The sequence below is a fragment of the Pseudomonas sp. H3(2019) genome (assembly GCF_007713465.1).
In the GTDB taxonomy this organism is placed as follows: Bacteria; Pseudomonadota; Gammaproteobacteria; order Pseudomonadales; family Pseudomonadaceae; genus Aquipseudomonas.
In genome coordinates this window covers 1-20,731 of sequence record NZ_VMSG01000005.1, presented here as the reverse complement: position 1 = coordinate 20,731, position 20,731 = coordinate 1, and the positions used below count along the sequence as shown (strand labels likewise).

Sequence of the window (20,731 nt, the reverse complement as noted above, 5' to 3'; positions counted from 1 at the left end):
ACACCTCGTCAAAAAAGGTAGCTGCCCATGGATTTCGCCTATTCCCCCAAGGTCCAGGAACTGCGTGAACGCGTGACTGCGTTCATGGATGCGTACGTTTATCCAGCCGAAGCGGTGTTCGAACGCCAGGTTGCTGAAGGCGATCGCTGGCAGCCAACCGCGATCATGGAGGAGCTGAAAAAAAAGGCCAAGGCAGAAGGCTTGTGGAACCTGTTTTTGCCGGAATCCGGACTGGGCGCCGGCCTGACCAACCTGGAATACGCGCCATTGGCGGAAATCATGGGCCGTTCCTTGCTCGGGCCTGAGCCGTTCAACTGCTCGGCGCCGGACACCGGCAACATGGAAGTGTTGGTGCGCTACGCCAATGAAGAGCAAAAGCAACGTTGGCTGGAGCCGCTGCTGCGCGGTGAGATCCGCTCGGCGTTCGCCATGACCGAGCCGGACGTGGCGTCCTCCGACGCCACCAACATGGCCGCCCGTGCGGTGCGTGATGGCGACGAGTGGGTGATCAACGGTAAAAAGTGGTGGACCTCCGGCGCATGCGATCCACGCTGCAAAATCCTGATTTTCATGGGCCTGAGCAACCCCGACGCACCGCGTCACCAGCAGCACTCGATGATTCTGGTGCCGGTGGATGCTCCGGGTGTGAAGATCGTTCGTCCGCTGCCGGTGTTCGGATACGACGATGCGCCTCACGGTCACGCCGAAGTGCTGTTCGAGAATGTCCGCGTACCTTATGAGAACGTGTTGCTGGGTGAGGGCCGTGGTTTCGAGATCGCCCAGGGGCGCCTTGGCCCGGGCCGGATTCACCACTGCATGCGCTCGATCGGCATGGCGGAGCGCGCGCTGGAATTGATGTGCAAGCGTTCGATCAACCGCACCGCATTCGGTAAACCGTTGGCGCGGTTGGGCGGCAATATCGACAAGATCGCCGACTCGCGGATGGAAATCGACATGGCCCGGCTGCTGACCCTCAAAGCGGCCTATATGATGGACACCGTGGGCAACAAAGTGGCGAAAAGTGAAATCGCCCAGATCAAGGTGGTGGCGCCTAACGTGGCCCTGAAGGTGATCGACCGGGCGATTCAGATCCACGGTGGTGCGGGTGTCTCCAACGATTTCCCGCTGGCCTACATGTACGCCATGCAACGTACGCTGCGCCTGGCCGATGGCCCGGACGAAGTGCACCGTGCGGCGATCGGCAAGTTTGAAATCGGTAAATACGTGCCCAAAGAAATGCTGCGCAACGGGCACTGAATCCAGGCGCTATAGCTCACCCGCCAACACAGTAATGCTGCGTTGGCGGGTGAGTGCATTTGCAGTCTTCCCTCACACCGATAGCGCGTTGACCTCGCGACCAAACCGCTCTCGATACACCGACGGCGGCAGCCCGACCACGCAGCGAAACGCCACCCGAAAACTCTCCACCGAACGGTAACCACATTGCAGCGCGATGGACTCGGTGTTGTGCGCGCTGCTTTCCAGCAGTTCCCGGGCGCGTGCCAACCGTTGTTGTTGCAGCCAGGATTTGGGCGAGGCACCGGTGGCTTCGCTGAACCGTCGTAAAAAAGTTCGCTCGCTCATCGCTGCCTGACTCGCCAGTTCGCGCACGCCCAACGGTTCATGCAGGCGTTCGCGGGCCCATTGCATGACGCGTGACAAATCGCTGCGGGGGGTGCGGCTGACGGGGGCGGGAATGAACTGTGCCTGGCCGCCAGTGCGTTGCGGCGACATGACCAACCGGCGTGCCACCGAGTTGGCCACCTGGGTGCCAAAGTCCCGCGCCACCAGGTGCAGGCACGCATCAATTCCGGCGGCGCTGCCGGCGGAGGTGATCAGCTGCCCGGCATCGACATACAGCACGTCGGGGTCGACCAGAATGTTCGGGAAACGCTCGGCCAGTTCCTCGGTATAACGCCAGTGAGTGGTTGCGCTCAGCCCGTCGAGCAACCCCGTGGCTGCGAGTACAAACACCCCGGAGCAGATCGACAGCAGCCGCGCGCCTTGGGCATGCGCTTGGCGCAAGGCGCAAAGTAGCGCTTCCGGCACCGGCTCGCTGCGGCTGCGCCAACCGGGGATGATGATGGTTCGCGCGGTGTCCAGCAGTTCCATACCACCGTCCGCCAATACCCGAATGCCGCCCATGGCGCGCATCGGTCCCTGATCGACAGCGACGATCCGGTGTTCGTACCAGGGAAAGTCGAACTCTGGCCGCGCCAGCCCGAAGATCTCCACGGCAATCCCGAACTCGAAGGTGCAGAGACCGTCGTAGGCCAGAATCGCGACTAATCCGGGTTCAGTGTGCATTTGGCGGAAAATTCCCAGTGAGTGTCTTGTGCGCCACTGTAGCGATATCGGCGAGTTGGATACAGTCCTCTCACGCCCACACACGCTTTGGAGAGCACCTATGACCAGTCTGGTTCGCGAAATTCCTGCCGCCCCATCCGCCGTTGCCCTGATGCATTTCAGCAATCGCCTGACCTTTGAAACCGACTGTTCCGACGTCTTTGGCAGCCAGCAGGCCGGTGATGTGGACTTCGTTCTGGTGGATGTACGGGGGCCATTGGCGTTCGAGCGCGGTCATGTGCCGGGTGCGATCAACATTCCTGGGCGCTTGATCAGCGCCGAGGTCCTGGCGGCTTACCCGAAAACCACCCTGTTCGTGGTGTATTGCGCCGGTCCGCACTGCAACGGTGCGAACAAGGCTGCGGTGAAGCTCGCGGCGCTGGAATACCCGGTCAAGGAGATGATCGGTGGAGTGACCGGATGGCTGGATGAAGGCTTTGAACTGAGCCACCCGGTTGAACGGCCAGCCAGTGCGGCAATCGGATGCGAGTGCTGATCGCGACACATGGTCGAGTCAGTTCTTGTGGCGAGAGAGCTTGCTCCCGCTCGGCTGCGAAGCAGTCATAAACCTGTCAGTGCGTTCTTTCAGGATAAACGCATCAGCTTTATTGCGACCGCTTCGCGATCGAGCGGGAGCAAGCTCCCTCGCCACAAGGGGAATTGCTAGGCCCTGGACGCGGCCGCGTGCCACTCATCCAGCGTCGCCTGCAACCAGTCGAACACTAGGCGGTAAGCGGCGCTGTCGTCCTGATCGCGGGGCAGGGGGGACTCGTTGCCAAAGTGGGCATTGAGCAGCGCTACCGACTCGGCGTTCCATTCCGGATGAAACTGCAATCCCACGCGCGTCGAGCCGACGGCATACATCTGCTGCTCGCACTGGGTGCTGCTGGCCAGCAATTGCGCGTCGGGTGGTAAATCAATCGCGTCCTCATGCCATTCCAGTACGTTCAGTGCGTGCCCGTCAGCGAATGTAACCTGGGTCCAGCCGGTCTCGGTCCGGGCCATTCGCCGCACGTTCCCGCCCAGGCTCAGGGCCAGCAATTGCGCACCCAGGCAAATGGCGAACACCGGCGCGCCTTGTGCGATGCTTGCGGTCAGCCACTTGCGCTCTTCTGCCAGCCATTGCGGACCTGCATTCGCCTCGTAAGGTCCGCCCAGAATGATCACCGGCGCGGCGCCTGCGGGCGGAAGCTGGCCTAGGTCGGCGCGAAACACCTTCAGCGTCAGCCCTCGGGACTCGGCCCAGTCATCGATGGCGCCCGGGCCTTCGGCGGGGTGGTGTTGGATCAGGTTCAGCGAGGTCGATTGCTCGGGCATGGCGCGGCTCTCTGGTGGCGAAGGGTTGTACGGTCGGCTTTTCCGTCGGAACCTGTGGCATCTTGACTGAAAACGAGGCGTTTCTGAAGGCCGGTTACAGACGTCTGAAGACAAACGAGTTCAACACAGGAGCCCGCCATGCAACGTATCGACCATCAACTGCCCTGGGGCCACCTTGGCACCGAGCGCAGCCTCAGTGTGTTTCGTTTTGGCGCGGGTTCGCGCAAGGTCTACATTCAGGCCAGCCTGCACGCCGATGAGCTGCCGGGCATGCGCACGGCCTGGGAACTGAAAAAACGTCTCACCGAACTCGAAGCCCAGGCCCAGCTCAACGGCGTTATCGAACTGGTGCCGGTGGCCAACCCGATTGGTCTGGATCAGCATCTGCAAAGCGCCCACATGGGCCGTTTCGAGCTGGGCAGCGGGAAGAATTTCAACCGGGCGTTCTATGAACTAAGCGGGCCGGTGGGGGAGTTGATCGGTTCGCAGTTGGGCAACGACGCCGAGGCCAACATCGCGTTGATCCGTCAGACCATGGGTCAGGTCCTCGACCGGTTGCCGGCTCCGGCTTCACAGCTGGAAGCCCTGCATCGTTTGCTATTGCGGCATGCCTGTGAGGCTGAGATCACCCTGGATCTGCATTGCGATTTCGAGGCGGTCATTCATCTTTATGCGCTGCCGCAACACTGGCCGCGGTGGCGGTCTCTGGCGGCGCGGTTGAAGGCCGGTGTGGCGTTGTTGTGCGAAGACTCCGGTGGCAGTTCGTTCGATGAGTCCTGTTCGTCGCCGTGGTTGCGGCTGGCCAAGGCGTTTCCAGAGGCGGCGATTCCACCGGCCAACCTGGCGACGACGCTGGAATTGGGGAGTATGGGAGACACGCGGGTTGATCAGGCTCAGGCCAATTGCGAGGCGATCCTCGGGTTCCTGGCAGAGCAGGGTTTTATTGCCGGGCAGTGGCCGCAAGCGCCGGATGAGTGCTGTGAGGGGATGCCGTTCGAGGGGACGGAGTACCTGTTTGCACCGCATCACGGGGTGGTGAGTTTTCTGCGTGAGGCGGGGGAGTGGATCGAGAAGGGCGATGCGTTGTTTGAGGTGGTCGATCCGTTGAGTGATCGGTTGACGGTGGTGTGTGCCGGGACCAGCGGGGTGTTGTTTGCGCTGGATCGCGGGCGGTATACGCAGCCGGGGATCTGGCAGGCGAAGGTGGCCGGACGGGAAACGATTCGGGTTGGCAAGTTGGTCAACGATTGAGTCTGGTCTGGCCGCCTCATCTCCTGTGGGAGCCGAGCTTGCTCGCGATGGCGGCCTTAGAGCCGACCAATCTCTTGCAGGTGTACATATCCGTTGCTGCGGTGATGGCCGCTGTCGGTTTCGCTCTTACAGCGAGTCCCTTTTTCAAACGCCAAAAAGGAACCAAAACGCTTCGCCCCGGCGTACTGCGCTGCGCGTCCACCCCCTGATGAACACCTCCACTCGGCCTGCCGAAGGGGCGGGTGGATCAAGATCAACAGCGGCAGGCGAGCTAACGCTCGGCCTGTTGAGTGGTGGGTGGGGCGCGCCACTTCATTGCAGGTGGGTGAATCTGTGGAGCTGCCGGAGGCTGCGATTTTTTGATCTTTTGATCTTGGCGTGAGTGGTTGAGGCGGTTTTCGGGAGCGCTGTTTGTGGTGTTAGGCTCTGGTGCGAGTTCGTCGTATTTTTAAGGAAGGTCCATGTTCCGTTTTTTGGCTATGTTGATGTTGATGGTGTCTTCCGTTGCCTATGCGGCGCTCAACGATGATTTGCCGTTGCCGTACCTTGAGCAGTCCAATCCTGATTCACGCAATCAGCCGTTGGTGATTTTTCTCCACGGTTCGGGCAGTAACGAAGAGGATCTGTTCGACATCAAGGACGAGTTGCCGGCGCAGTACACGTACCTGTCGGTGCGGGCGCCGCAGGCGGTGGGGGCGGATAGTTATCAGTGGTTTCGCAAGAAGGGTGAAGGCGCCTATGACGGCGATACCGATGACCTGAATAGCAGCAACGCGCTGATTGTCGATTTCGTGGCGCAGGCGGTGAAGAAGTATCACACCGAGGCCGATAAGGTGTTTCTGGTGGGGTTCAGCCAAGGCGCGATCATGTCGTATGAAGTCGCGTTACGGCATCCCGAGACAGTGCGCGGGATTGCGGCGTTGAGTGGCAAGGTTTTGCCCGTGTTGAGGTCGCAGCTCAAGGTCGACAAGGCGCTTGAGCCGCTGGCGATTTTCATCGGTCACGGGACGGCCGACCTGAAACTGCCCTACAGCGATGGCAGCGAGGCCAACAGCCTGTTGCAGAACATTGCGCTCACACCTGAGTTTCATGCCTATCCGGGCATCGGCCACACCATCAGTGCGACCGAAATGCAGGATTTGAACGCCTGGTTGCTGCGGATCAATCAATAGCCTGAAGGCTTATTTATCGCCAAGGATCTGTTTGACCAGTGCCGCATGCCCGGCCTTGTCGTCGGCGCGGGAGATGATCTGAATCAGCATCATGCGTGTGCCGGAGCCGGCCAGCAGGCTGGTGTCGAGCGTCAGGCCGCCGCCCTGGGTGGCGGTGCTGTCGATCTGGCGCAGGCCAAGACCTTTGACGGTCAGGCTTTTTTCGCTCTGCTTGTTGAAGTCAGGCAAGGCTTCGCGTTGCTGAGTGGCGAAACCGGACACTGACTCGTCCAGAAACGCAGTGTCGTTGTCTTTGACGTTCAGGCCATTGGGCAAGGTATTTTCAGCAATGATCAGTACGGTTTTGCTCGCCTGATTGGTGTACATGGTGCCTGTTGCGCCAGCGGTGCCCTTGGTGGCATCACCACCAGGCAGTGGGTTGGCGATGAAGCCCTGGGGCAGGGTGAACGCGAATTTTCCGCCCAGCGCCGAGATTTTTTGTGCGGGTGCGGTTTTCGCGGCCGGTTGCTTGGCAGCGTAAACGTTCACGGCAGCGAAGCTGGTGACCGCTGTCAGGATCAGGACAACGGCTTTTTTACTCAACGACATGCAAACTCTCCGGGGTAATCGCGCAGTGGCGGCGATCATCCCACGGCCAACCATGATCACTCCAGTGCGATCGTGAGTGGGTACGCGAGAGGCGACGTGAGGTCAGGTGACCAGTGAGCATGCTGGCGAGTCAGGCAGGGATGCGGTGCAATTGAGCGCTCAATCGCAGTCATGGTCGTAAGTTGCATCGACTACCCTAAGAGATGAGCGAGGGCCGCCTGTCACGTCATCGGAACCGTTTTTCAATGTGCGGTCATTGCTTCAGGTGTGGCATTGGTGCCGCCTCTGGACGACCACACGCATGGAGTCAGATAGATGAAAGCAACGACCTGCGACTGTCCAAAATGTAACTGCAAACTGGGTGAACACCCAATTGTCCGTCACGGCAAACACTATTGCTGCGAAGGCTGCGCCAAGCATCACGAACACGGCGAAGCCTGCACCTCGGCAGGTTGCCAATGTGCCAAGGGCGCTCACGGCTGAAAACTTCTGCCTGAACGTGGAGCCGTTTGTGCTCCACGTCGAGCGGGTGTGTCAACTGGCGGCAATCGCGCTGGCTCGTTACCATGAGGCCTTCTCCCTTTTTCACGATTCCGCCCATGGCCCTTGCCGCTCCACCTGATCTCAGCGACACCGATGTGCCGGTGCAACCGTTGGCGCGCACCTATCCGCGCGGCCGGTACATCGAGCCGCACGAGCATGTCTGGGGGCAGTTGCTGTATGCGATGAGCGGTGTGATGTGGGTCGAGACACCCGACGAAGCATTGGTCGTACCACCGCAACGGGCGGTCTGGTTGCCTCCGGGGGTGGTGCACGGGATTCGTGTGGCCTCGGACCTGCAGATGCGCAATATCTACCTGCGCCCCGCATTGGCTGCGACGCTGGACAGCAGCGTTCAGGTGATCGAAGTCGGCGGTTTGCTGCGCGAGTTGATTCTCGGGTTGGTGGAGCAGGGCGACAGTGGGCCGACGGATTACTATGAGGCGCTGGTGGGGCTGGCGTTGCTGGAGTTGAAACGGGCGAAGCGTTCGCTGTTGAAGATTCCCATGCCGGATAACGCCGAGCGGCGGCTGGTCAATCTCTGTCAGGCGGTCATGGCCGCACCGTCGCTGGACATCCCCTTTGAGCGACACGCCGAAAATGCCGGCGCCAGCGTGCGCACCCTGGCGCGGTTGTTCAAGGATGGGTTGGGCATGGGCTTTGCCGAATGGCGGCGTCAGGTGCAATTGGCGATCGCAGTCGCCGAGCTGATCCAGGGCGTGCCGGTCAGCACAATCGCCCGCGAACTGGGCTATTCGCCGAGCAGCTTCAGCGACATGTTTCGCCGCGAGCTGGGTGTTCCACCCTCGCAGTTCTCCCGCGAAGGCGATTTCAGCTCCGCGCCGTAGCAGTGCATTTGGCCGAAATCCTGAAGTACTTGGCCGATCGCTTTGGTGGCCACTCTCTAGACTCTGTGTATCCCCGATTACACGGAGCTCAGCATGAACTACCTCATTTCAGTGGCTATTGGTCTTGGCGTCGGCCTGTTCTACGGCGCGCTGGACTTTCGTTCGCCCGCGCCACCGGCCATAGCATTGGTGGGGTTGCTGGGCATGTTGGCCGGAGAACAGCTGTGGCCGATGGGGCGGCAGCTGGTCGCTGGCTGGATCTCCTGAAATCCCTTCATTTGTCAGATGGAAACTCCCATGAAAGCACTGCAATTCGATAAAGCCGGTGATCTGGCGGCCCTGCGTTACGTTGAGGTACCCACCCCGGTTCCGGGCGCCAACGAGGTATTGGTGCAGATCAAGGCTGCGGGCCTGAATCCCAGCGACGTGAAGAACGTGCTTGGACGTTTTCCCTACACCACACTGCCACGGATTCCCGGCCGCGACTTCGCCGGCGTGGTGATTGAAGGCCCGCAGGCGCTGATCGGTCAGGAAGTCTGGGGCACGGGCCGCGAGTTGGGTTTTTTCGCCGATGGCTCCCATGCGCAATACGTGAAGCTGCCGGCCAAGGGCGTCGCGCTCAAACCAACACATTTGAGCTTTGCCCAGGCTGCCAGCCTTGGCGTGCCCTACACCACGGCGTGGGATGCGCTGGAACGCAGCCTGGTGACCGCGCAAACCCGTTTACTGGTGATCGGTGGCGGCGCGGTAGGGAGTGCGGCGCTGGCGCTGGGAAAAATTCGCGGTGCCCAGGTGTTGGCGGCGGCGCGACGTCCCGAGCAGGTCAAGGCCTTGCAGGCCCAGGGCTTTAACACGATTCAACTGGAAACACCGGAAGCGCTGGGCGCTCAGGTCAATGCGATTTTCACGGGCGGTGCCGACGTGATTTTCGATACCACCGGTTTTTGGCTGCCGGCGTCGGTAGCGGCGTTGGCCACCTTCGGCCGCATCGCAATCATCGCCGCACCAGTCGACGGGCAGGTGCAACTGCCGGCGCTGGCGCTGTATCGCCGTGGTGGTTCGGTGGTCGGGATCAACTCGTTGCTGTACGGCGTCGAAGCCTGCGCGGCGATGCTTGAGCAGTTTGGTCGGTTCTTCGATGACGGGTTGTTGCCGTTGCCGGAAGGGCTGGTGGAGTCACCACTGGCCGAGGGGCTTGAGCGTTATGCCGAGGTGAATCAGGGCGGCGGCGACAAGGTGATTTTGTTGCCTTGAAGCTGATGATTTTGATCGTTCCCACGCTCTGCGTGGGGATGCCTCTAAGGACGCTCCGCGTCCCCTGTGACGCAGAGCGTCACGGGCTGCATTCCCACGCGGGAGCGTGGGAACGATCAAGACCGCGCAGATTTACACCTCAGGCACACCCTTCTCCCACGCCGACCAGTTCTTCAGAATCTCCTGCACCAGCGGGTTGCCGGTGCGGAAGAGGTTTTCCAGGGCCGGCATAAAACCACCCTGATCGGCGTACTTGAGCAGGTTGTCGACTTCGCTGTAACCCGGATACGGACGGTCGAAGTCGGAGCCGGCGCGCACCACCGCCAAGCGCTGGATATCCACCAGACCTTCACGGCTGGCACGCAACAGCGCTTCATACGTCGAGTTGTCTTCCTGCTGAGTCGTGCAGTAAACGCCTTTGTTGTCCGTCAGCAAACGGGTCCAGACTTCGGCACGTTCGCTCAGGCGTGTTCCGGAAAACCAGGTATTGCCGGCCAAGGTGTCGCATTGAATGACCACCGGCGGTTGATTGGCCGGCGCGTAGGGATATTTCATCCGCCACGCGGCGGACTCCTGGCTTTCGCTCAGAGCAACTTTCGCGCTCAGGGCGAAGGCTTTGGCTTGCAGCTTCGGGTTGAGTTCGAAGACTTCGGTCTTGTAGTCCAGCGGCGGTTTTTCGTTCGGACCTTTGGTGTTGATGCCGATGTAACCGGTCGGCCACTCTTTGGGGGCGTCCCGCGAATCCAGTTCCCATTGCGTGCCGAACTCCACCAGATAATGTGCCCACGCGGCGGTGCCGATAGTGCCGCGGTGCGGGTTGATGCCGGCAATTCCGGCGATCAGGAAATAGCTTTTGCGCAGGTCGAATTTCGGTGACAGGGCCAATGCCAGCGTGGAGGCCGCGGCGTTGGTCTGGCCCATGCCGGTGACCATCAGGCACACCTGCTGTGTATTGCAGCGAATGCTTGGGTACTCGGCGGAAAGCCCCGGTACGCGGATCTCCTGCTTGAGCTCCAGGCGATCGATCCAGGTTTGCGCTTCCGGGGCGAACATGCTGATCAGCATGACTTTCGGCGCGATCGGCGCTTCTACCGCCCAGACACTGGAAGAGAGCAGGGCGCTGCAGGCCAGACCGGCGGACAGAGAAAGGCGTGTAAAGGTATGCATGGAACCTCCTTGGTAGATGTTGATGACGAACCAGCTTGCCACTCAGAATTGATACCCGACACCCGCGTAGTAACCCCAACCATCGGAGCGAGCGCGGAAGCTGCCTTCACCGAAGTTCAACTCGCTGCCATCCTCCCAGTTACCGCCGTTATGGAAATAACGCCCAACCAGGGTGAAGCGCAGGTGCGTGAATGAATAGAGCAATACGTTAGTGGCCACGGTGGCGTTGGCCGTGCGCGCCGGATTGTCTTTATGCAGGTCCGAACCAAAGTCGAAGTTGGTGAAGCCAATGTAAGTCAGTGACGCGCCATTGCTGAAGCGGTCGATGGGCACGATGTACTTCAACTGGGCACGATAACCGTCCCACGAGTACTCGTTGCTGGCGCCGTAGTTTTCCCACTGATAACGCCCGTAGAAGTTGGCCGACAGGTTGACCCGCGAATGGGTGTCGATGTCGGTGCCCAGGCCACTGTAAAGCGTGTTGGCGCGATTGGCGGTGCTGCTGCCGTGGTCGTAGATCCAGTCGAACGCGACATACCATTCCTTGAACGGCCCGACCGCCAGGCTGCGACCGGCCAGGTAGTCGATGGAAATACGTGGCTCGTGCTCCATGAACAACGGCGAACCGTGGTCCCAGGCACCTTTGTCATGGCTGTTGCCGATGCCGAGGATCTTCGGGGCATCAATGTAGCCGTACAGTTCGAATGGCCCCTTGCGCCCGAAATACTCGTATTCCAGGTAAACGTCGTCAGCCGGTTGCGGGCCGAAGCTGATGTCCTTGCTACCAATCAGCGTCAGGTCCTGATTGAACCAGTCCGACAAGTACGCGCCTTTTTTCGGTGGGCTGGCTTCGGCGCTGAGCGTCTCGCCTTGGGCGGATTCATCAACGGTTTTTTCTTGAGCCAGGGTCGCGGAGCTGAGTAGTCCCGTAACGGCGCTTAGTAGCAAGGAAACAGCAACAGTGGGGCAGGACGCGGTGCGTCTGGAAGTGGCGTGCATTGAAAATCCCTGTTCGTGCAGTGGTTGGCTGAACGTGAGCGCTCATGCATTGATCAAGCGTTCACGTTACTGACGCAAACGTTTGCATGTTGCGGACCAACTTGGAACAGGCGATTGAAATAAAGGAGAATTTTGTGAATTAGCTGACGTTTTGGTTAGCAATTTGCCTCCTCGGCGAGCGTGTCTGCTCGAAAGCGGGGGCAGGCTCAGTCAGCGCTTACGCTGTGCTCTGTTAGAATTGTTGAACTTGAATTCCAGAGGTGCCCCCCATGAGCGAGCCGATTCGCCTGACCCAGTACAGCCACGGCGCAGGTTGTGGCTGCAAGATTTCACCTCAGGTGCTGGAGGTGATTCTGGCCGGCAGCGGCGCGCAGAATCTCGACCCTAAGCTCTGGGTGGGTAACGCATCGCGCGACGATGCGGCGGTGTATGCCATCGACGACGAGCGTGGCGTGGTATCGACCACTGACTTCTTTATGCCGATTGTCGATGATCCGTTCGATTTCGGTCGCATCGCCGCCACTAATGCCATCAGCGATATCTACGCGATGGGCGGTGATCCGTTGATGGCGATTGCGATCCTTGGCTGGCCGGTCAACGTGCTGGCGCCGGAGATTGCCCGGGAAGTGATTCGCGGCGGCCGTTCGGTCTGCGATGAGGCGGGTATCCCGTTGGCCGGCGGGCATTCGATCGATGCGCCGGAGCCGATCTTCGGCCTGGCGGTTACCGGGCTCGTGCAAAAGCGCCACATGAAGCGCAACGACACGGCCACCGCCGGTTGCTTGCTGTACCTCACCAAACCGCTGGGCATCGGCATCCTCACCACCGCCGAGAAGAAGGGCAAGCTGCGCGCCAGCGACGTCGGCCTGGCCCGTGACTGGATGTGCAGACTGAACAAACCCGGTAGCCGTTTCGGCAAACTCGACGGCGTGACCGCCATGACCGACGTCACCGGTTTCGGGTTGCTGGGGCATCTGGTGGAAATGGCCGATGGCAGTGCTGTGACCGCGCGCATTTATTACGATCGTGTGCCACGTTTGCCGGGCGTCGAGTACTACCTTGATCAAGGCTGTGTGCCGGGCGGTACCCTGCGTAATTTCGACAGCTACGCCAACAAGGTTGGACGTGTACAGGAACTGCACAAGCGCGTGTTGTGCGATCCGCAGACCAGCGGTGGTTTGCTGGTTGCCGTGACGCCCGAGGGCAACGAGCAGTTTCTCGCTGTTGCCGCTGAGCTGGGTCTGAACCTGGCGCCGATCGGTGAACTGGTTGAGCGACAGAGCAACGCGGTAGAGGTGATTTGATGCTTATCGATTTCACTGATTACCGCGACATCTTCCTCAACGACCGGCCGATGATGGATGTCCGCGCGCCAGTCGAGTTCACCAAGGGGTCGTTCCCTGGGGTGATCAACCTGCCGCTGATGACGGACAACGAGCGCCAGCGGGTCGGCACTTGCTACAAACAGCACGGTCAGCAGGCCGCCATTGTGCTCGGGCATCAGTTGGTGCGCGGCGAGATAAAGTCTGCGCGCATCCAGGCCTGGGCTGATTTTGCCCGGGCCAACCCCGACGGTTACCTGTATTGCTTTCGCGGCGGTTTACGTTCGCAGATCGTCCAGCAATGGCTCAAGGACGAGGCCGGCATCGACTACCTTCGGGTCAGTGGCGGCTACAAGGCGATGCGGACTTTTCTGCTGGAAACGGTCGATCAAGCGGTCGAGCAGTGCGACTTCGTCTTGCTCGGCGGCATGACCGGCACCGGTAAAACCGATGTCCTCACCCGTTTGAGCAATGGTCTGGACCTTGAAGGTTACGCCAATCATCGCGGTTCCAGCTTTGGCAAGCGTGCGACCGGTCAGCCCACTAACATCGACTTCGAGAACCGCCTGGCCGTCGACGTGCTGAAAAAGCGTGCCCGTGGCATCGAACAGTTCGTGCTCGAAGATGAAAGCCGTATGGTCGGTAGCTGTGCCTTGCCACTGCCGCTGTATCAGGGCATGCAACGTTTCCCGATGGTCTGGCTCGAAGACAGCCTGCAAGACCGGGTCGAGCGGATCCTGCGCGATTACGTGGTGAATCTCTGCGCCGAATTCATCGCTGTACATGGCGACGAGGGGTTTGCACAGTTCTCCGAGCGTTTGCTGGCAAGCCTCAACAATATCAGCAAGCGCCTGGGTGGCGAGCGTCATCAGCGCATGTTCGATTTGATGGAGGCCGCGTTGGCCGAGCAGGCACGCAGCGGTGCAGTGGACTTGCACCGTGGCTGGATCGAAGGTTTGTTGAACGAGTATTACGACCCGATGTACGCCTTCCAGCGCGAGAAGAAAGGCGACCGAATCGAGTTTGTGGGTGAGGAAGCTGCGGTGCTCGAGTACTTGCGTGAGCGCAGTAATCGTTAAGATCGAGACGCAGGCGCTGGTTAACCAGCGCCTGCAATTCCCTTTAGAGCACCAACGCGCCGATCAGGCCGCAGATTACGCCAACCAGCATGGTCAGCACGGCCACGGTTACCAGCACCCGGGTGTCGAAATCCTTACGCAGCATCAGCAGTGACGGCAGACTGATGCTCGGCAAAGTCATGAGTAGCGCCACGGCCGGAGCGGTACCCAACCCCAGGGTCATCATGGTTTGCACGATGGGGATTTCCGCTGCGGTGGGGATCATGAACAGCGTGCCGACGATGGCCAGCGGTATCAGCCATAGCAAGCTGTTGGCCATCGCGCCGTCAACGTGCGGGAACAGCCAGACCCGGGCAGCGCCCAGAACCAGTACTGCCAGCACGTAGATCGGAATAGTGGTCCAGAACAATTGCCACAAGGTCCGCGCCCAGCGGCTCAGGAAAGATTGTGCGTCGGTTGTGCGGGTCGCTTCGGCCACGGCTTCCAGCGCCGCTTCCGGCATGTACTCAGGGCGCGAAATGCGTTGGGCGACCAACGAAACACCCAGCACCAGCACAATCCCTGCCACCAGCCGCAGTGCGGTAAAACCCCAGCCGAGTACAAAACCCATGAATACCAGTGTTGCCGGGTTGAGTACCGGGTTGGCAATCCAGAATGCCAATGCCGCACCCACCGAGACGTTCTGACGGCGCATGCCGGACACCACGGGGGCGGCGCAGCAGGTGCACATCATGCCTGGCAAGGCGAACAAGCCGCCGCGCAAGGTTGAAGCAAAACCGGCACGGCCGAACAAGCGCAGCAGCCAGTCTCGCGGAATCAATACCTGCAACAGCGAACCCAGAATCACCGCCAGTACGGCCGCTTTCCAGATCGCCAGGAAGTACACCCTGGCGTACACCAGTGCAGCGGTGAGTGGCGCGGTTTGTTCATCGTTGAGGATCGAGGCGCCGATGCTGTGGCTGTCGGCGGCCACAAATGCCTTGAGGTAGTAGGGCGACCACTTGACGTAGTAGAGGCCGATACAGGCAACCAGCAGGAACAGGGCGGGTTTCCACCAGAGCGCCAGGCCCCGGTTGGGGACCGCTAAGGAGTTGGACATACAGAGGCTCCGGACAATTAGGACAGTGGGGCATCATACTCCAGTGCAGTTTAGTCCAGAGGCCCGGAAACGGTGGGCACAAGCCGACCTGTTATGTCGGACACGTCTGCGGGCCGTTGTTCAGCTCTTGCTTGTAACGATGACTGAGCAAGGTGACCTTGCCGTTGTGCCAGGTCAGAGTCAGCACATACAGCGAGTCGAAATCGTTGGAGGGCCAGTCGTCGAGAAGGGGGCGTTTTTCACCGGTGGCCTCTTGCGCCACCTTGTTGATCAAATCCGGCAGATAGCCGTGGGACCAGGCGGTGTAGATGATCGAGTTGCGGTACTTGGCGTGAAGCAGTTCGTCGGCCAGATCGCTGATGTCGTTGGCAGAGAACTCGATGTTCACCGGCAGCCCGAGTTTGATTGCGGTGGGACTGATGGTCAGCAGCGGTCGGAGGTAGCTGTAGGAGGTGTCGAACTCGCCTTCCTCGACATTGCGTGTCGGATTGGCGGCAAACACGTAATTGGCCTTGCCGAACTTTTCTGGCAGTAGCTCTGCCAGTTTGATCGCACGGTTCAGGCCCTGGCAGTTCAACTGACCGAGACCTCCGGCGGGTTTTTCTGCGTGGCGTAAAAACACCAGGGTCTGGGTGCCGTCAGTCGGTTGGGCGCGCCTCTCACTGGCTTCCAGCGCCAGGAACAGGACGCAGGTCATGAGCAAGGCCGCACAGAACACCAGGGTGCGCGGCTTCAGGGTTTTAACGAAGTTCAGGAGCTTTTTCATTGAGTTATTATTCTTCAGCGCATTCGTTTAAGGCTGACAAAACATCACACCGGGAGCTCGCGGCTTCAAGTGCTTTTCATGTCGTGGGGTCGATTCGTCTAACGCAAGGGCAGCCTTGGAGTCCACGGGCGCCCTTTGGTTCGATTCGAATCGGCGCGCATTACTTTATCTGCGGACCGGGTTGGCTGACGGAAAGGTTATCGACAGAATGTTTCTGAATTGACCTGGCCCAATCAGCGTCGTGCTTATAATCTAACCGCCTTGAAGGCCGGGCACCTGCCGAGACCAACCCCCATCGTCGCCATTCAACTGTCACTGGATGTTCACCATGACCGATTTGTCTGCATTCCCGATCATTGAGAAATGGCCTGCGCAGTTTCCCGAGTGGATACAGCTCTATTCCTTGCCGACACCCAACGGCGTCAAAGTCTCGATCATGCTCGAAGAAACCGGCTTGCCATACGAGTCGCACCGGGTGGGTTTCGACACGAATGATCAGCTGTCTCCAGCATTCTTGTCGCTGAACCCAAACAACAAGATTCCGGCGATCCTGGACCCCCACGGGCCGGGTGATCAGCCACTGGCGTTGTTCGAGTCGGGAGCGATTCTGATCTACCTCGCCGACAAAAGCGGGCAACTGCTGGCGCAGGAATCGGCTGCACGTTACGAGACGATTCAGTGGTTGATGTTCCAGATGGGGGGCATCGGACCGATGTTTGGTCAGTTGGGCTTTTTCCATAGATTTGCCGGCAAGGACTACGAGGACAAGCGCCCGCGTGATCGCTACGTCGAAGAGAGCAAGCGCTTGCTGAAAGTGCTCGACGGCCGCCTGGAAGGCCGTGACTGGATCATGGGCGAGCGTTACACCATTGCCGATATCGCGACGTTCCCGTGGGTGCGTAACCTGATCGGCTTCTATGAAGCGGGGGATCTGGTCGGGATCAACAACTTCCCGAATGTATTGCGCGTGCTGGAGCGCTTCCTGGCACGGCCGGCAGTGATTCGCGGGCTGGAAATTCCCAAGTAACGGCAAACAATGCCACCCCCTCGACGTAACCACGCTTAAGGAAGAGCAATGTCTCGATATGACTTCAAGCAAGTGGATGTCTTCAGCCGTGTTGTACTGAAGGGCAACCCGTTGCCCGCTGCCAAACTGTTACCGAATCGGAAACAAATTGTTCCTGAACTTACGTTTGTGTCGATGGGGGAGAGGGGCATAAGCTCCCTTCCTTTATGACTTTTGTCTTGTCCAGGCCGTTGGCCTCCAGCCAGGAAAACCCATGTCCAGCCAGTTCCCCGAAGCCCGTCCACGCCGTTTGCGTCGCAATCCGCAATTGCGCAGCCTGTTCCAGGAAACCGAGTTCACCCTCAATGACCTGGTGCTGCCGATCTTTGTCGAAGAAGAAATCGACGATTTCGTGCCGATTACCAGCATGCCCGGCGTGCGGCGGATTCCAGAGTCGAAACTGGCAGGCGAAATCGAGCGCTATGCGCGGGCCGGTATCAAGTCGGTGATGACTTTCGGGGTCTCCCATCACCTGGATGGCTGTGGCAGCGACACCTGGAATGAAAACGGTCTGGTGTCGCGTATGGCGCGGATCTGCAAGGACGCGGTACCGGAAATGATCGTGATGTCCGACACCTGTTTTTGCGAGTACACCGATCATGGTCACTGCGGGGTGATGCATGCGGGGGAAGTCGATAACGACAAGACCCTGATCAATCTCGGCAAGCAAGCCGTCGCCGCCGCACGGGCCGGGGCCGACGTGATTGCGCCTTCAGCGGCAATGGACGGGCAGGTCCAGGCTATTCGCCGGGCGCTCGACGAAGCCGGCTTCAGCCAGACTTCGATCATGGCCTATTCGACCAAATTTGCCTCGGCACTCTACGGTCCGTTCCGTGAAGCCGGCGGCAGTGCGCTTAAAGGCGATCGTAAAAGTTACCAGATGAACCCGATGAACCGCCGTGAGGCGGTGCGCGAATCGTTGCTCGATGAGCAGGAAGGCGCCGATGCGCTGATGGTCAAGCCAGCCGGTGCGTATCTGGACATCATCCGTGATATCCGCGAAGCGTCGCGTTTGCCGTTGGCGGCTTATCAGGTGAGTGGCGAATACGCGATGATCAAGTTCGGTGCCGCTGCCGGTGCGATCGATGAGGACCGCGTGGTGCGCGAGAGTTTGGGTGCGATCAAGCGTGCGGGTGCGGACCTGATCTTCACCTACTTTGCGATGGACCTGGCGTTGAGCGGGATTTAAGGCGCTGGCGTGCCGTTGTTACCAGAGGAATGGTTTGATCCCGTGGTCCCGGAAGTAGCGCTCGATGACTTTCGGATCGGCGGACAGGTCGGCGACGGCCACGTAACTGTCGGGCCTTAATAGATAGAAGCCATTGCGCGCCAGCCCGGCGGCTTCGTGGGTCGGATGCCAGTCGAAAACGTGCAATGCCAGGTGATGCTCGGCGCACCAGGCAAGCATTTCTTCGCTGGTGTCGCCGTACACGTGAACCTGCCAGTTGAGGCTTGTCAGACTGTCGAAATTATCGGTCTCACTGTCATGCGCCCAGGGCAGGCGATCACCACCGAAGACATCGCCCGCATGCCCCTCGCTCAGGGGCATCCCGCGATAGTTCAGGGTGATTTGCGACACCGTGCGAAATAGATATTCGCGTGCCAGTTCAAATGAGACCATTTTGGGCAACAGAAATGGTGCAACGCGGGTGCGTATCAGATCGGCCATTGGGCCTTCAGCAGAGACAAAATTGAACACCCGGTCGGTGGTTGCCACCAGTCGCCGGGCAAAGGCCATGCGTTCGACTTCATAACTGTCGAGCAGTTTGTCGTTGGCTGCTCCATTGAGAACGGCTGCGAGTTTCCAGGCGAGGTTGATCGCATCGCCAATACCAGTGTTCATGCCCTGGCCGCCGGCGGGGCTGTGCACATGGGCGGCGTCACCGAGCAAAAAGGCGCGCCCGAAGCGGAAGGTATCCGCCACCCGGTGATGGACCCGGTAGGTCGAAAACCAGTTGACCTTGTGTACCTGAACCTTCAGGTGTTCGATGGCCCGGCTGCTGACATCTTCAAACTTCAGGGTTTCGGCCTGTTCCGCGCGTTCGTCGCGTACCGTACCTATCAGTCGTGCATGGCCTTCGCTGGCCAACGGAAAAACCGCCAGAAAGTCTGCCTCATCAAGGTCTGCGTGCAATTCACCATTGAACACCGGACCAGAGGCCTCGACGTCGGCGACATAAAACACTTGCTGATAGGTGCCACCGGGGAAGCCAATGTCGAGTGTCTTGCGTACGGTAGAGCGAGCGCCGTCACAACCCGCCAGGTAGCAGGTCTGACAGGTATGCTCCTGCCCGTCGGGCATGAGTAACTGCGCGGTGATAGTGCCGCCATGTTCGCTGAAGCCGGTCAGTTCGGTGTTGCGCTCGACCACCACGCCGAACTTCTCCAGGCGTTCTATCAATAACCGCTCGTGCTCGTCCTGTGGGTAGATTTCCAGGAAGGAGTAAGGGGTGAGGTCTTTGCCGATATCCTCGAAGGGTAGCCGGGCAACCGGTTCGCCTTTGACCCACAGATTTACTGCCGGTACTTTGTGGCCGTTCTGCACCACGGCCTGGCTGAGGTCAAGCTGACGGTACAACTCCAGCGTACGAGCCTGAACCGCCAGGGCGCGAGAAGTGGTGCCGGGTGCGCTGGTCTTGTCGAGGATGCGCACCCGGATGCCAAGCTTGCTGAGCCAAAGCGCCAGGACCAGTCCTGTGGGGCCGGCGCCAACGATCAGTACATCGCTGCGGTTCATGTCGTTGCCCTCGGTCGAGAGTCCCGCTGAACAGGGGTGTATCCAGTTTAGATCCGATTGACCGAGGTGCTTGTTCCCCCGGCGCATCGCGCATTTAGTCCGCTACTTTGAAGACAGCAAGCTATATAAGAAGGTGTTCGAGCTGGCGGAAACGGCTGAGGGCAAACCACTGTCCAGGGCGGGTTCTGCCGGGTATCCAGTTGCAAAGCCCGAAAATCACACGAAAACTCACCACGGTCTGGTTCGCCAAGCGTGTCGACGAGCGTTATCAGCGCGATATGACGCGAGCGTCGGCGGGCTAGAGATAAACGTCGGCTGTACAAGTACCGGGCGCTTATCTCAGTAGAGCCCGGGGATGAGTCGCCAGGTCTTTGAGCAGTAAGCCTCGTACTCAGCACCAAACTCACTGCGCAACAGGTCTTCTTCGGCGTTTATGCGGGCGATGAGGGCAGGGAGCAGCAGGAGGATGAGCACGATCCCGACACTGGAGCGAAAGGCCAGCGCCCAGCCCAGCGCGTTGATCAGCAAACCGAGATAACTCGGGTTACGCAGCGTTCGGTAGATACCGTCAGTCACCAGCGTATGCCCGGGCTGAATGGCGACCAGGCCACTGAAGCGTTTGCCGAGTACAAAAACGGGCCAGATCCGCAATGCGCCACCCGCGATGAATAGTGCCGCGCCAACCCAGCGTATGCCTTCGCCATCAAAGGTCCAGACGTCTATCCGATCGGTATAGGCCGGTACGAACGCGGACAACAGACCAATCACCCCAAATACTGGCAGCACCCACCGGTTGGCCCGGTCTTCACGTACCCCGGAACTCAAGTTGACTTCGCTGAGCAGCGAAAGTCCCACCATCAACAGCGTCGCAAGGGCAATGACCACCAGGGCTGGATGTGAGAAAAACGCGGTAAAGCCACCCAGTCCCAGAATGGCGAGTCCGAGATAGACCAGGATTGCCGCAATGCTGAACACGGCCAGCTTCAGGGAGATCTTCATGGCGGGGAGCTCGTTGGGTCGACTCTATTAAGCGTAGTGGGACCAGACGGATTAGGGTGCCTGATCGGCCGCCTACACCCGTCAGGATAGAAAAACTAAATTAAGTGTTGACGGCAGATTCTGGACGTCTATAATTCGCCCCACTTCCGGCGCACTCGAAACGGAAAACTCCTTGGTAAAC

General features: G+C 59.7%; 21 protein-coding genes and 1 pseudogene. 13 read left to right on the top strand and 9 right to left on the bottom strand.

What is annotated here, in order from left to right:
* The first annotated feature begins 27 nt into the window (after positions 1–27).
* Positions 28–1,257: an acyl-CoA dehydrogenase gene (locus FPT12_RS06975; RefSeq protein ID WP_145015241.1), complete on the top strand. Its 1,230-nt coding sequence runs from the start codon at positions 28–30 to the stop codon at positions 1,255–1,257.
* 72 nt (positions 1,258–1,329) lie between these two features.
* Here FPT12_RS06975 and ftrA read toward each other — a convergent pair whose 3' ends face one another.
* Positions 1,330–2,307, bottom strand: coding sequence for a transcriptional regulator FtrA (gene ftrA / locus FPT12_RS06970; protein ID WP_145015240.1), 978 nt, complete (start codon positions 2,305–2,307; stop codon positions 1,330–1,332).
* A 100-nt stretch (positions 2,308–2,407) separates the two neighbouring features.
* Here ftrA and FPT12_RS06965 point away from each other — a divergent pair, with 100 nt between their 5' ends.
* Positions 2,408–2,842 (top strand): rhodanese-like domain-containing protein, encoded by a 435-nt coding sequence (locus FPT12_RS06965; protein WP_145015239.1) that lies wholly within the window; start codon positions 2,408–2,410, stop codon positions 2,840–2,842.
* Positions 2,843–3,009: 167 nt separating this feature from the next.
* Here FPT12_RS06965 and FPT12_RS06960 read toward each other — a convergent pair whose 3' ends face one another.
* The gene (locus FPT12_RS06960) at positions 3,010–3,663 is read right to left on the bottom strand and encodes a type 1 glutamine amidotransferase (RefSeq protein ID WP_145015238.1); all 654 of its coding nucleotides are present in this window, start codon (positions 3,661–3,663) and stop codon (positions 3,010–3,012) included.
* 138 nt (positions 3,664–3,801) lie between these two features.
* Here FPT12_RS06960 and FPT12_RS06955 point away from each other — a divergent pair, with 138 nt between their 5' ends.
* Positions 3,802–4,914: a succinylglutamate desuccinylase/aspartoacylase family protein gene (locus tag FPT12_RS06955; protein WP_145015237.1), complete on the top strand. Its 1,113-nt coding sequence runs from the start codon at positions 3,802–3,804 to the stop codon at positions 4,912–4,914.
* Positions 4,915–5,375: 461 nt separating this feature from the next.
* Positions 5,376–6,086: an alpha/beta hydrolase gene (locus tag FPT12_RS06945; protein WP_145015235.1), complete on the top strand. Its 711-nt coding sequence runs from the start codon at positions 5,376–5,378 to the stop codon at positions 6,084–6,086.
* A gap of 9 nt (positions 6,087–6,095) precedes the next feature.
* Here FPT12_RS06945 and FPT12_RS06940 read toward each other — a convergent pair whose 3' ends face one another.
* On the bottom strand, positions 6,096–6,674 hold the full coding sequence (locus FPT12_RS06940) for a hypothetical protein (RefSeq protein WP_145015234.1): 579 nt from the start codon (positions 6,672–6,674) through the stop codon (positions 6,096–6,098).
* 315 nt (positions 6,675–6,989) lie between these two features.
* Between FPT12_RS06940 and FPT12_RS06935 the strand changes: the two genes are divergently transcribed.
* The 4 genes from FPT12_RS06935 to FPT12_RS06920 all read left to right on the top strand — a co-directional run bounded on the left by FPT12_RS06935 (position 6,990) and on the right by FPT12_RS06920 (position 9,316).
* On the top strand, positions 6,990–7,157 hold the full coding sequence (locus FPT12_RS06935) for a metallothionein (protein ID WP_123582880.1): 168 nt from the start codon (positions 6,990–6,992) through the stop codon (positions 7,155–7,157).
* A 116-nt stretch (positions 7,158–7,273) separates the two neighbouring features.
* Positions 7,274–8,062, top strand: coding sequence for a helix-turn-helix domain-containing protein (locus FPT12_RS06930; RefSeq protein ID WP_145015233.1), 789 nt, complete (start codon positions 7,274–7,276; stop codon positions 8,060–8,062).
* A 93-nt stretch (positions 8,063–8,155) separates the two neighbouring features.
* Positions 8,156–8,329, top strand: coding sequence for a DUF1427 family protein (locus FPT12_RS06925; RefSeq protein ID WP_145015232.1), 174 nt, complete (start codon positions 8,156–8,158; stop codon positions 8,327–8,329).
* A gap of 30 nt (positions 8,330–8,359) precedes the next feature.
* Entirely contained in the window at positions 8,360–9,316 is a 957-nt protein-coding gene (locus FPT12_RS06920) for a zinc-binding alcohol dehydrogenase family protein (RefSeq protein WP_145015231.1), read from the top strand.
* A 132-nt stretch (positions 9,317–9,448) separates the two neighbouring features.
* Here FPT12_RS06920 and FPT12_RS06910 read toward each other — a convergent pair whose 3' ends face one another.
* The gene (locus tag FPT12_RS06910; RefSeq protein ID WP_145015229.1) at positions 9,449–10,483 is read right to left on the bottom strand and encodes a purine nucleoside permease; all 1,035 of its coding nucleotides are present in this window, start codon (positions 10,481–10,483) and stop codon (positions 9,449–9,451) included.
* 42 nt (positions 10,484–10,525) lie between these two features.
* On the bottom strand, positions 10,526–11,482 hold the full coding sequence (locus FPT12_RS06905) for a nucleoside-specific channel-forming protein Tsx (protein ID WP_145015228.1): 957 nt from the start codon (positions 11,480–11,482) through the stop codon (positions 10,526–10,528).
* Between the two features lie 269 nt (positions 11,483–11,751).
* Here FPT12_RS06905 and selD point away from each other — a divergent pair, with 269 nt between their 5' ends.
* Positions 11,752–12,786, top strand: coding sequence for a selenide, water dikinase SelD (selD, locus tag FPT12_RS06900; RefSeq protein ID WP_145015227.1), 1,035 nt, complete (start codon positions 11,752–11,754; stop codon positions 12,784–12,786).
* Positions 12,786–13,883: a tRNA 2-selenouridine(34) synthase MnmH gene (mnmH, locus tag FPT12_RS06895; protein WP_145015226.1), complete on the top strand. Its 1,098-nt coding sequence runs from the start codon at positions 12,786–12,788 to the stop codon at positions 13,881–13,883. The genes selD and mnmH overlap by 1 nt, the downstream gene beginning before the upstream one ends.
* A 43-nt stretch (positions 13,884–13,926) precedes the next feature.
* Here mnmH and FPT12_RS06890 read toward each other — a convergent pair whose 3' ends face one another.
* Both FPT12_RS06890 and FPT12_RS06885 read right to left on the bottom strand, forming a co-directional pair.
* Positions 13,927–14,982 carry a permease gene (locus FPT12_RS06890; RefSeq protein ID WP_145015225.1) on the bottom strand — a complete coding sequence of 352 codons (1,056 nt, stop codon included), beginning with the start codon at positions 14,980–14,982 and terminating at the stop codon, positions 13,927–13,929.
* Positions 14,983–15,073: 91 nt separating this feature from the next.
* The gene (locus FPT12_RS06885; protein ID WP_145015224.1) at positions 15,074–15,748 is read right to left on the bottom strand and encodes a histidine phosphatase family protein; all 675 of its coding nucleotides are present in this window, start codon (positions 15,746–15,748) and stop codon (positions 15,074–15,076) included.
* Positions 15,749–16,076: 328 nt separating this feature from the next.
* Between FPT12_RS06885 and FPT12_RS06880 the strand changes: the two genes are divergently transcribed.
* A complete protein-coding gene (locus tag FPT12_RS06880) occupies positions 16,077–16,775 on the top strand; it encodes a glutathione binding-like protein (RefSeq protein WP_145015223.1) in 699 nt (232 codons plus the stop codon).
* Positions 16,776–17,028: 253 nt separating this feature from the next.
* A complete protein-coding gene (gene hemB / locus FPT12_RS06875; protein ID WP_145015222.1) occupies positions 17,029–18,003 on the top strand; it encodes a porphobilinogen synthase in 975 nt (324 codons plus the stop codon).
* Between the two features lie 18 nt (positions 18,004–18,021).
* On the opposite strand, the gene FPT12_RS06870 is transcribed toward hemB, so the two are convergent.
* On the bottom strand, positions 18,022–19,551 hold the full coding sequence (locus FPT12_RS06870) for an FAD-dependent oxidoreductase (RefSeq protein ID WP_145015221.1): 1,530 nt from the start codon (positions 19,549–19,551) through the stop codon (positions 18,022–18,024).
* Positions 19,552–19,657: 106 nt separating this feature from the next.
* Here FPT12_RS06870 and FPT12_RS06865 point away from each other — a divergent pair.
* Positions 19,658–19,853: pseudogene (locus FPT12_RS06865) on the top strand (DUF1615 family protein); the annotation flags it as partial.
* 37 nt (positions 19,854–19,890) lie between these two features.
* On the opposite strand, the gene FPT12_RS06860 reads toward FPT12_RS06865, so the two are convergent.
* The gene (locus tag FPT12_RS06860) at positions 19,891–20,550 is read right to left on the bottom strand and encodes an isoprenylcysteine carboxylmethyltransferase family protein (RefSeq protein WP_145015220.1); all 660 of its coding nucleotides are present in this window, start codon (positions 20,548–20,550) and stop codon (positions 19,891–19,893) included.
* Between the last annotated feature and the right edge of the window lie 181 nt (positions 20,551–20,731).

Excerpts from the sequence above, each read along its gene's own strand:
- FPT12_RS06975 (WP_145015241.1), top strand. The coding sequence starts at position 28 with ATGGATTTCGCCTATTCCCCCAAGGTCCAGGAACTGCGTGAACGCGTG.
- ftrA (WP_145015240.1), bottom strand. The coding sequence starts at position 2,307 with ATGCACACTGAACCCGGATTAGTCGCGATTCTGGCCTACGACGGTCTC.
- FPT12_RS06965 (WP_145015239.1), top strand. The coding sequence starts at position 2,408 with ATGACCAGTCTGGTTCGCGAAATTCCTGCCGCCCCATCCGCCGTTGCC.
- FPT12_RS06960 (WP_145015238.1), bottom strand. The coding sequence starts at position 3,663 with ATGCCCGAGCAATCGACCTCGCTGAACCTGATCCAACACCACCCCGCC.
- FPT12_RS06955 (WP_145015237.1), top strand. The coding sequence starts at position 3,802 with ATGCAACGTATCGACCATCAACTGCCCTGGGGCCACCTTGGCACCGAG.
- FPT12_RS06945 (WP_145015235.1), top strand. The coding sequence starts at position 5,376 with ATGTTCCGTTTTTTGGCTATGTTGATGTTGATGGTGTCTTCCGTTGCC.
- FPT12_RS06940 (WP_145015234.1), bottom strand. The coding sequence starts at position 6,674 with ATGTCGTTGAGTAAAAAAGCCGTTGTCCTGATCCTGACAGCGGTCACC.
- FPT12_RS06935 (WP_123582880.1), top strand. The coding sequence starts at position 6,990 with ATGAAAGCAACGACCTGCGACTGTCCAAAATGTAACTGCAAACTGGGT.
- FPT12_RS06930 (WP_145015233.1), top strand. The coding sequence starts at position 7,274 with ATGGCCCTTGCCGCTCCACCTGATCTCAGCGACACCGATGTGCCGGTG.
- FPT12_RS06925 (WP_145015232.1), top strand. The coding sequence starts at position 8,156 with ATGAACTACCTCATTTCAGTGGCTATTGGTCTTGGCGTCGGCCTGTTC.
- FPT12_RS06920 (WP_145015231.1), top strand. The coding sequence starts at position 8,360 with ATGAAAGCACTGCAATTCGATAAAGCCGGTGATCTGGCGGCCCTGCGT.
- FPT12_RS06910 (WP_145015229.1), bottom strand. The coding sequence starts at position 10,483 with ATGCATACCTTTACACGCCTTTCTCTGTCCGCCGGTCTGGCCTGCAGC.
- FPT12_RS06905 (WP_145015228.1), bottom strand. The coding sequence starts at position 11,482 with ATGCACGCCACTTCCAGACGCACCGCGTCCTGCCCCACTGTTGCTGTT.
- selD (WP_145015227.1), top strand. The coding sequence starts at position 11,752 with ATGAGCGAGCCGATTCGCCTGACCCAGTACAGCCACGGCGCAGGTTGT.
- mnmH (WP_145015226.1), top strand. The coding sequence starts at position 12,786 with ATGCTTATCGATTTCACTGATTACCGCGACATCTTCCTCAACGACCGG.
- FPT12_RS06890 (WP_145015225.1), bottom strand. The coding sequence starts at position 14,982 with ATGTCCAACTCCTTAGCGGTCCCCAACCGGGGCCTGGCGCTCTGGTGG.
- FPT12_RS06885 (WP_145015224.1), bottom strand. The coding sequence starts at position 15,748 with ATGAAAAAGCTCCTGAACTTCGTTAAAACCCTGAAGCCGCGCACCCTG.
- FPT12_RS06880 (WP_145015223.1), top strand. The coding sequence starts at position 16,077 with ATGACCGATTTGTCTGCATTCCCGATCATTGAGAAATGGCCTGCGCAG.
- hemB (WP_145015222.1), top strand. The coding sequence starts at position 17,029 with ATGTCCAGCCAGTTCCCCGAAGCCCGTCCACGCCGTTTGCGTCGCAAT.
- FPT12_RS06870 (WP_145015221.1), bottom strand. The coding sequence starts at position 19,551 with ATGAACCGCAGCGATGTACTGATCGTTGGCGCCGGCCCCACAGGACTG.
- FPT12_RS06860 (WP_145015220.1), bottom strand. The coding sequence starts at position 20,550 with ATGAAGATCTCCCTGAAGCTGGCCGTGTTCAGCATTGCGGCAATCCTG.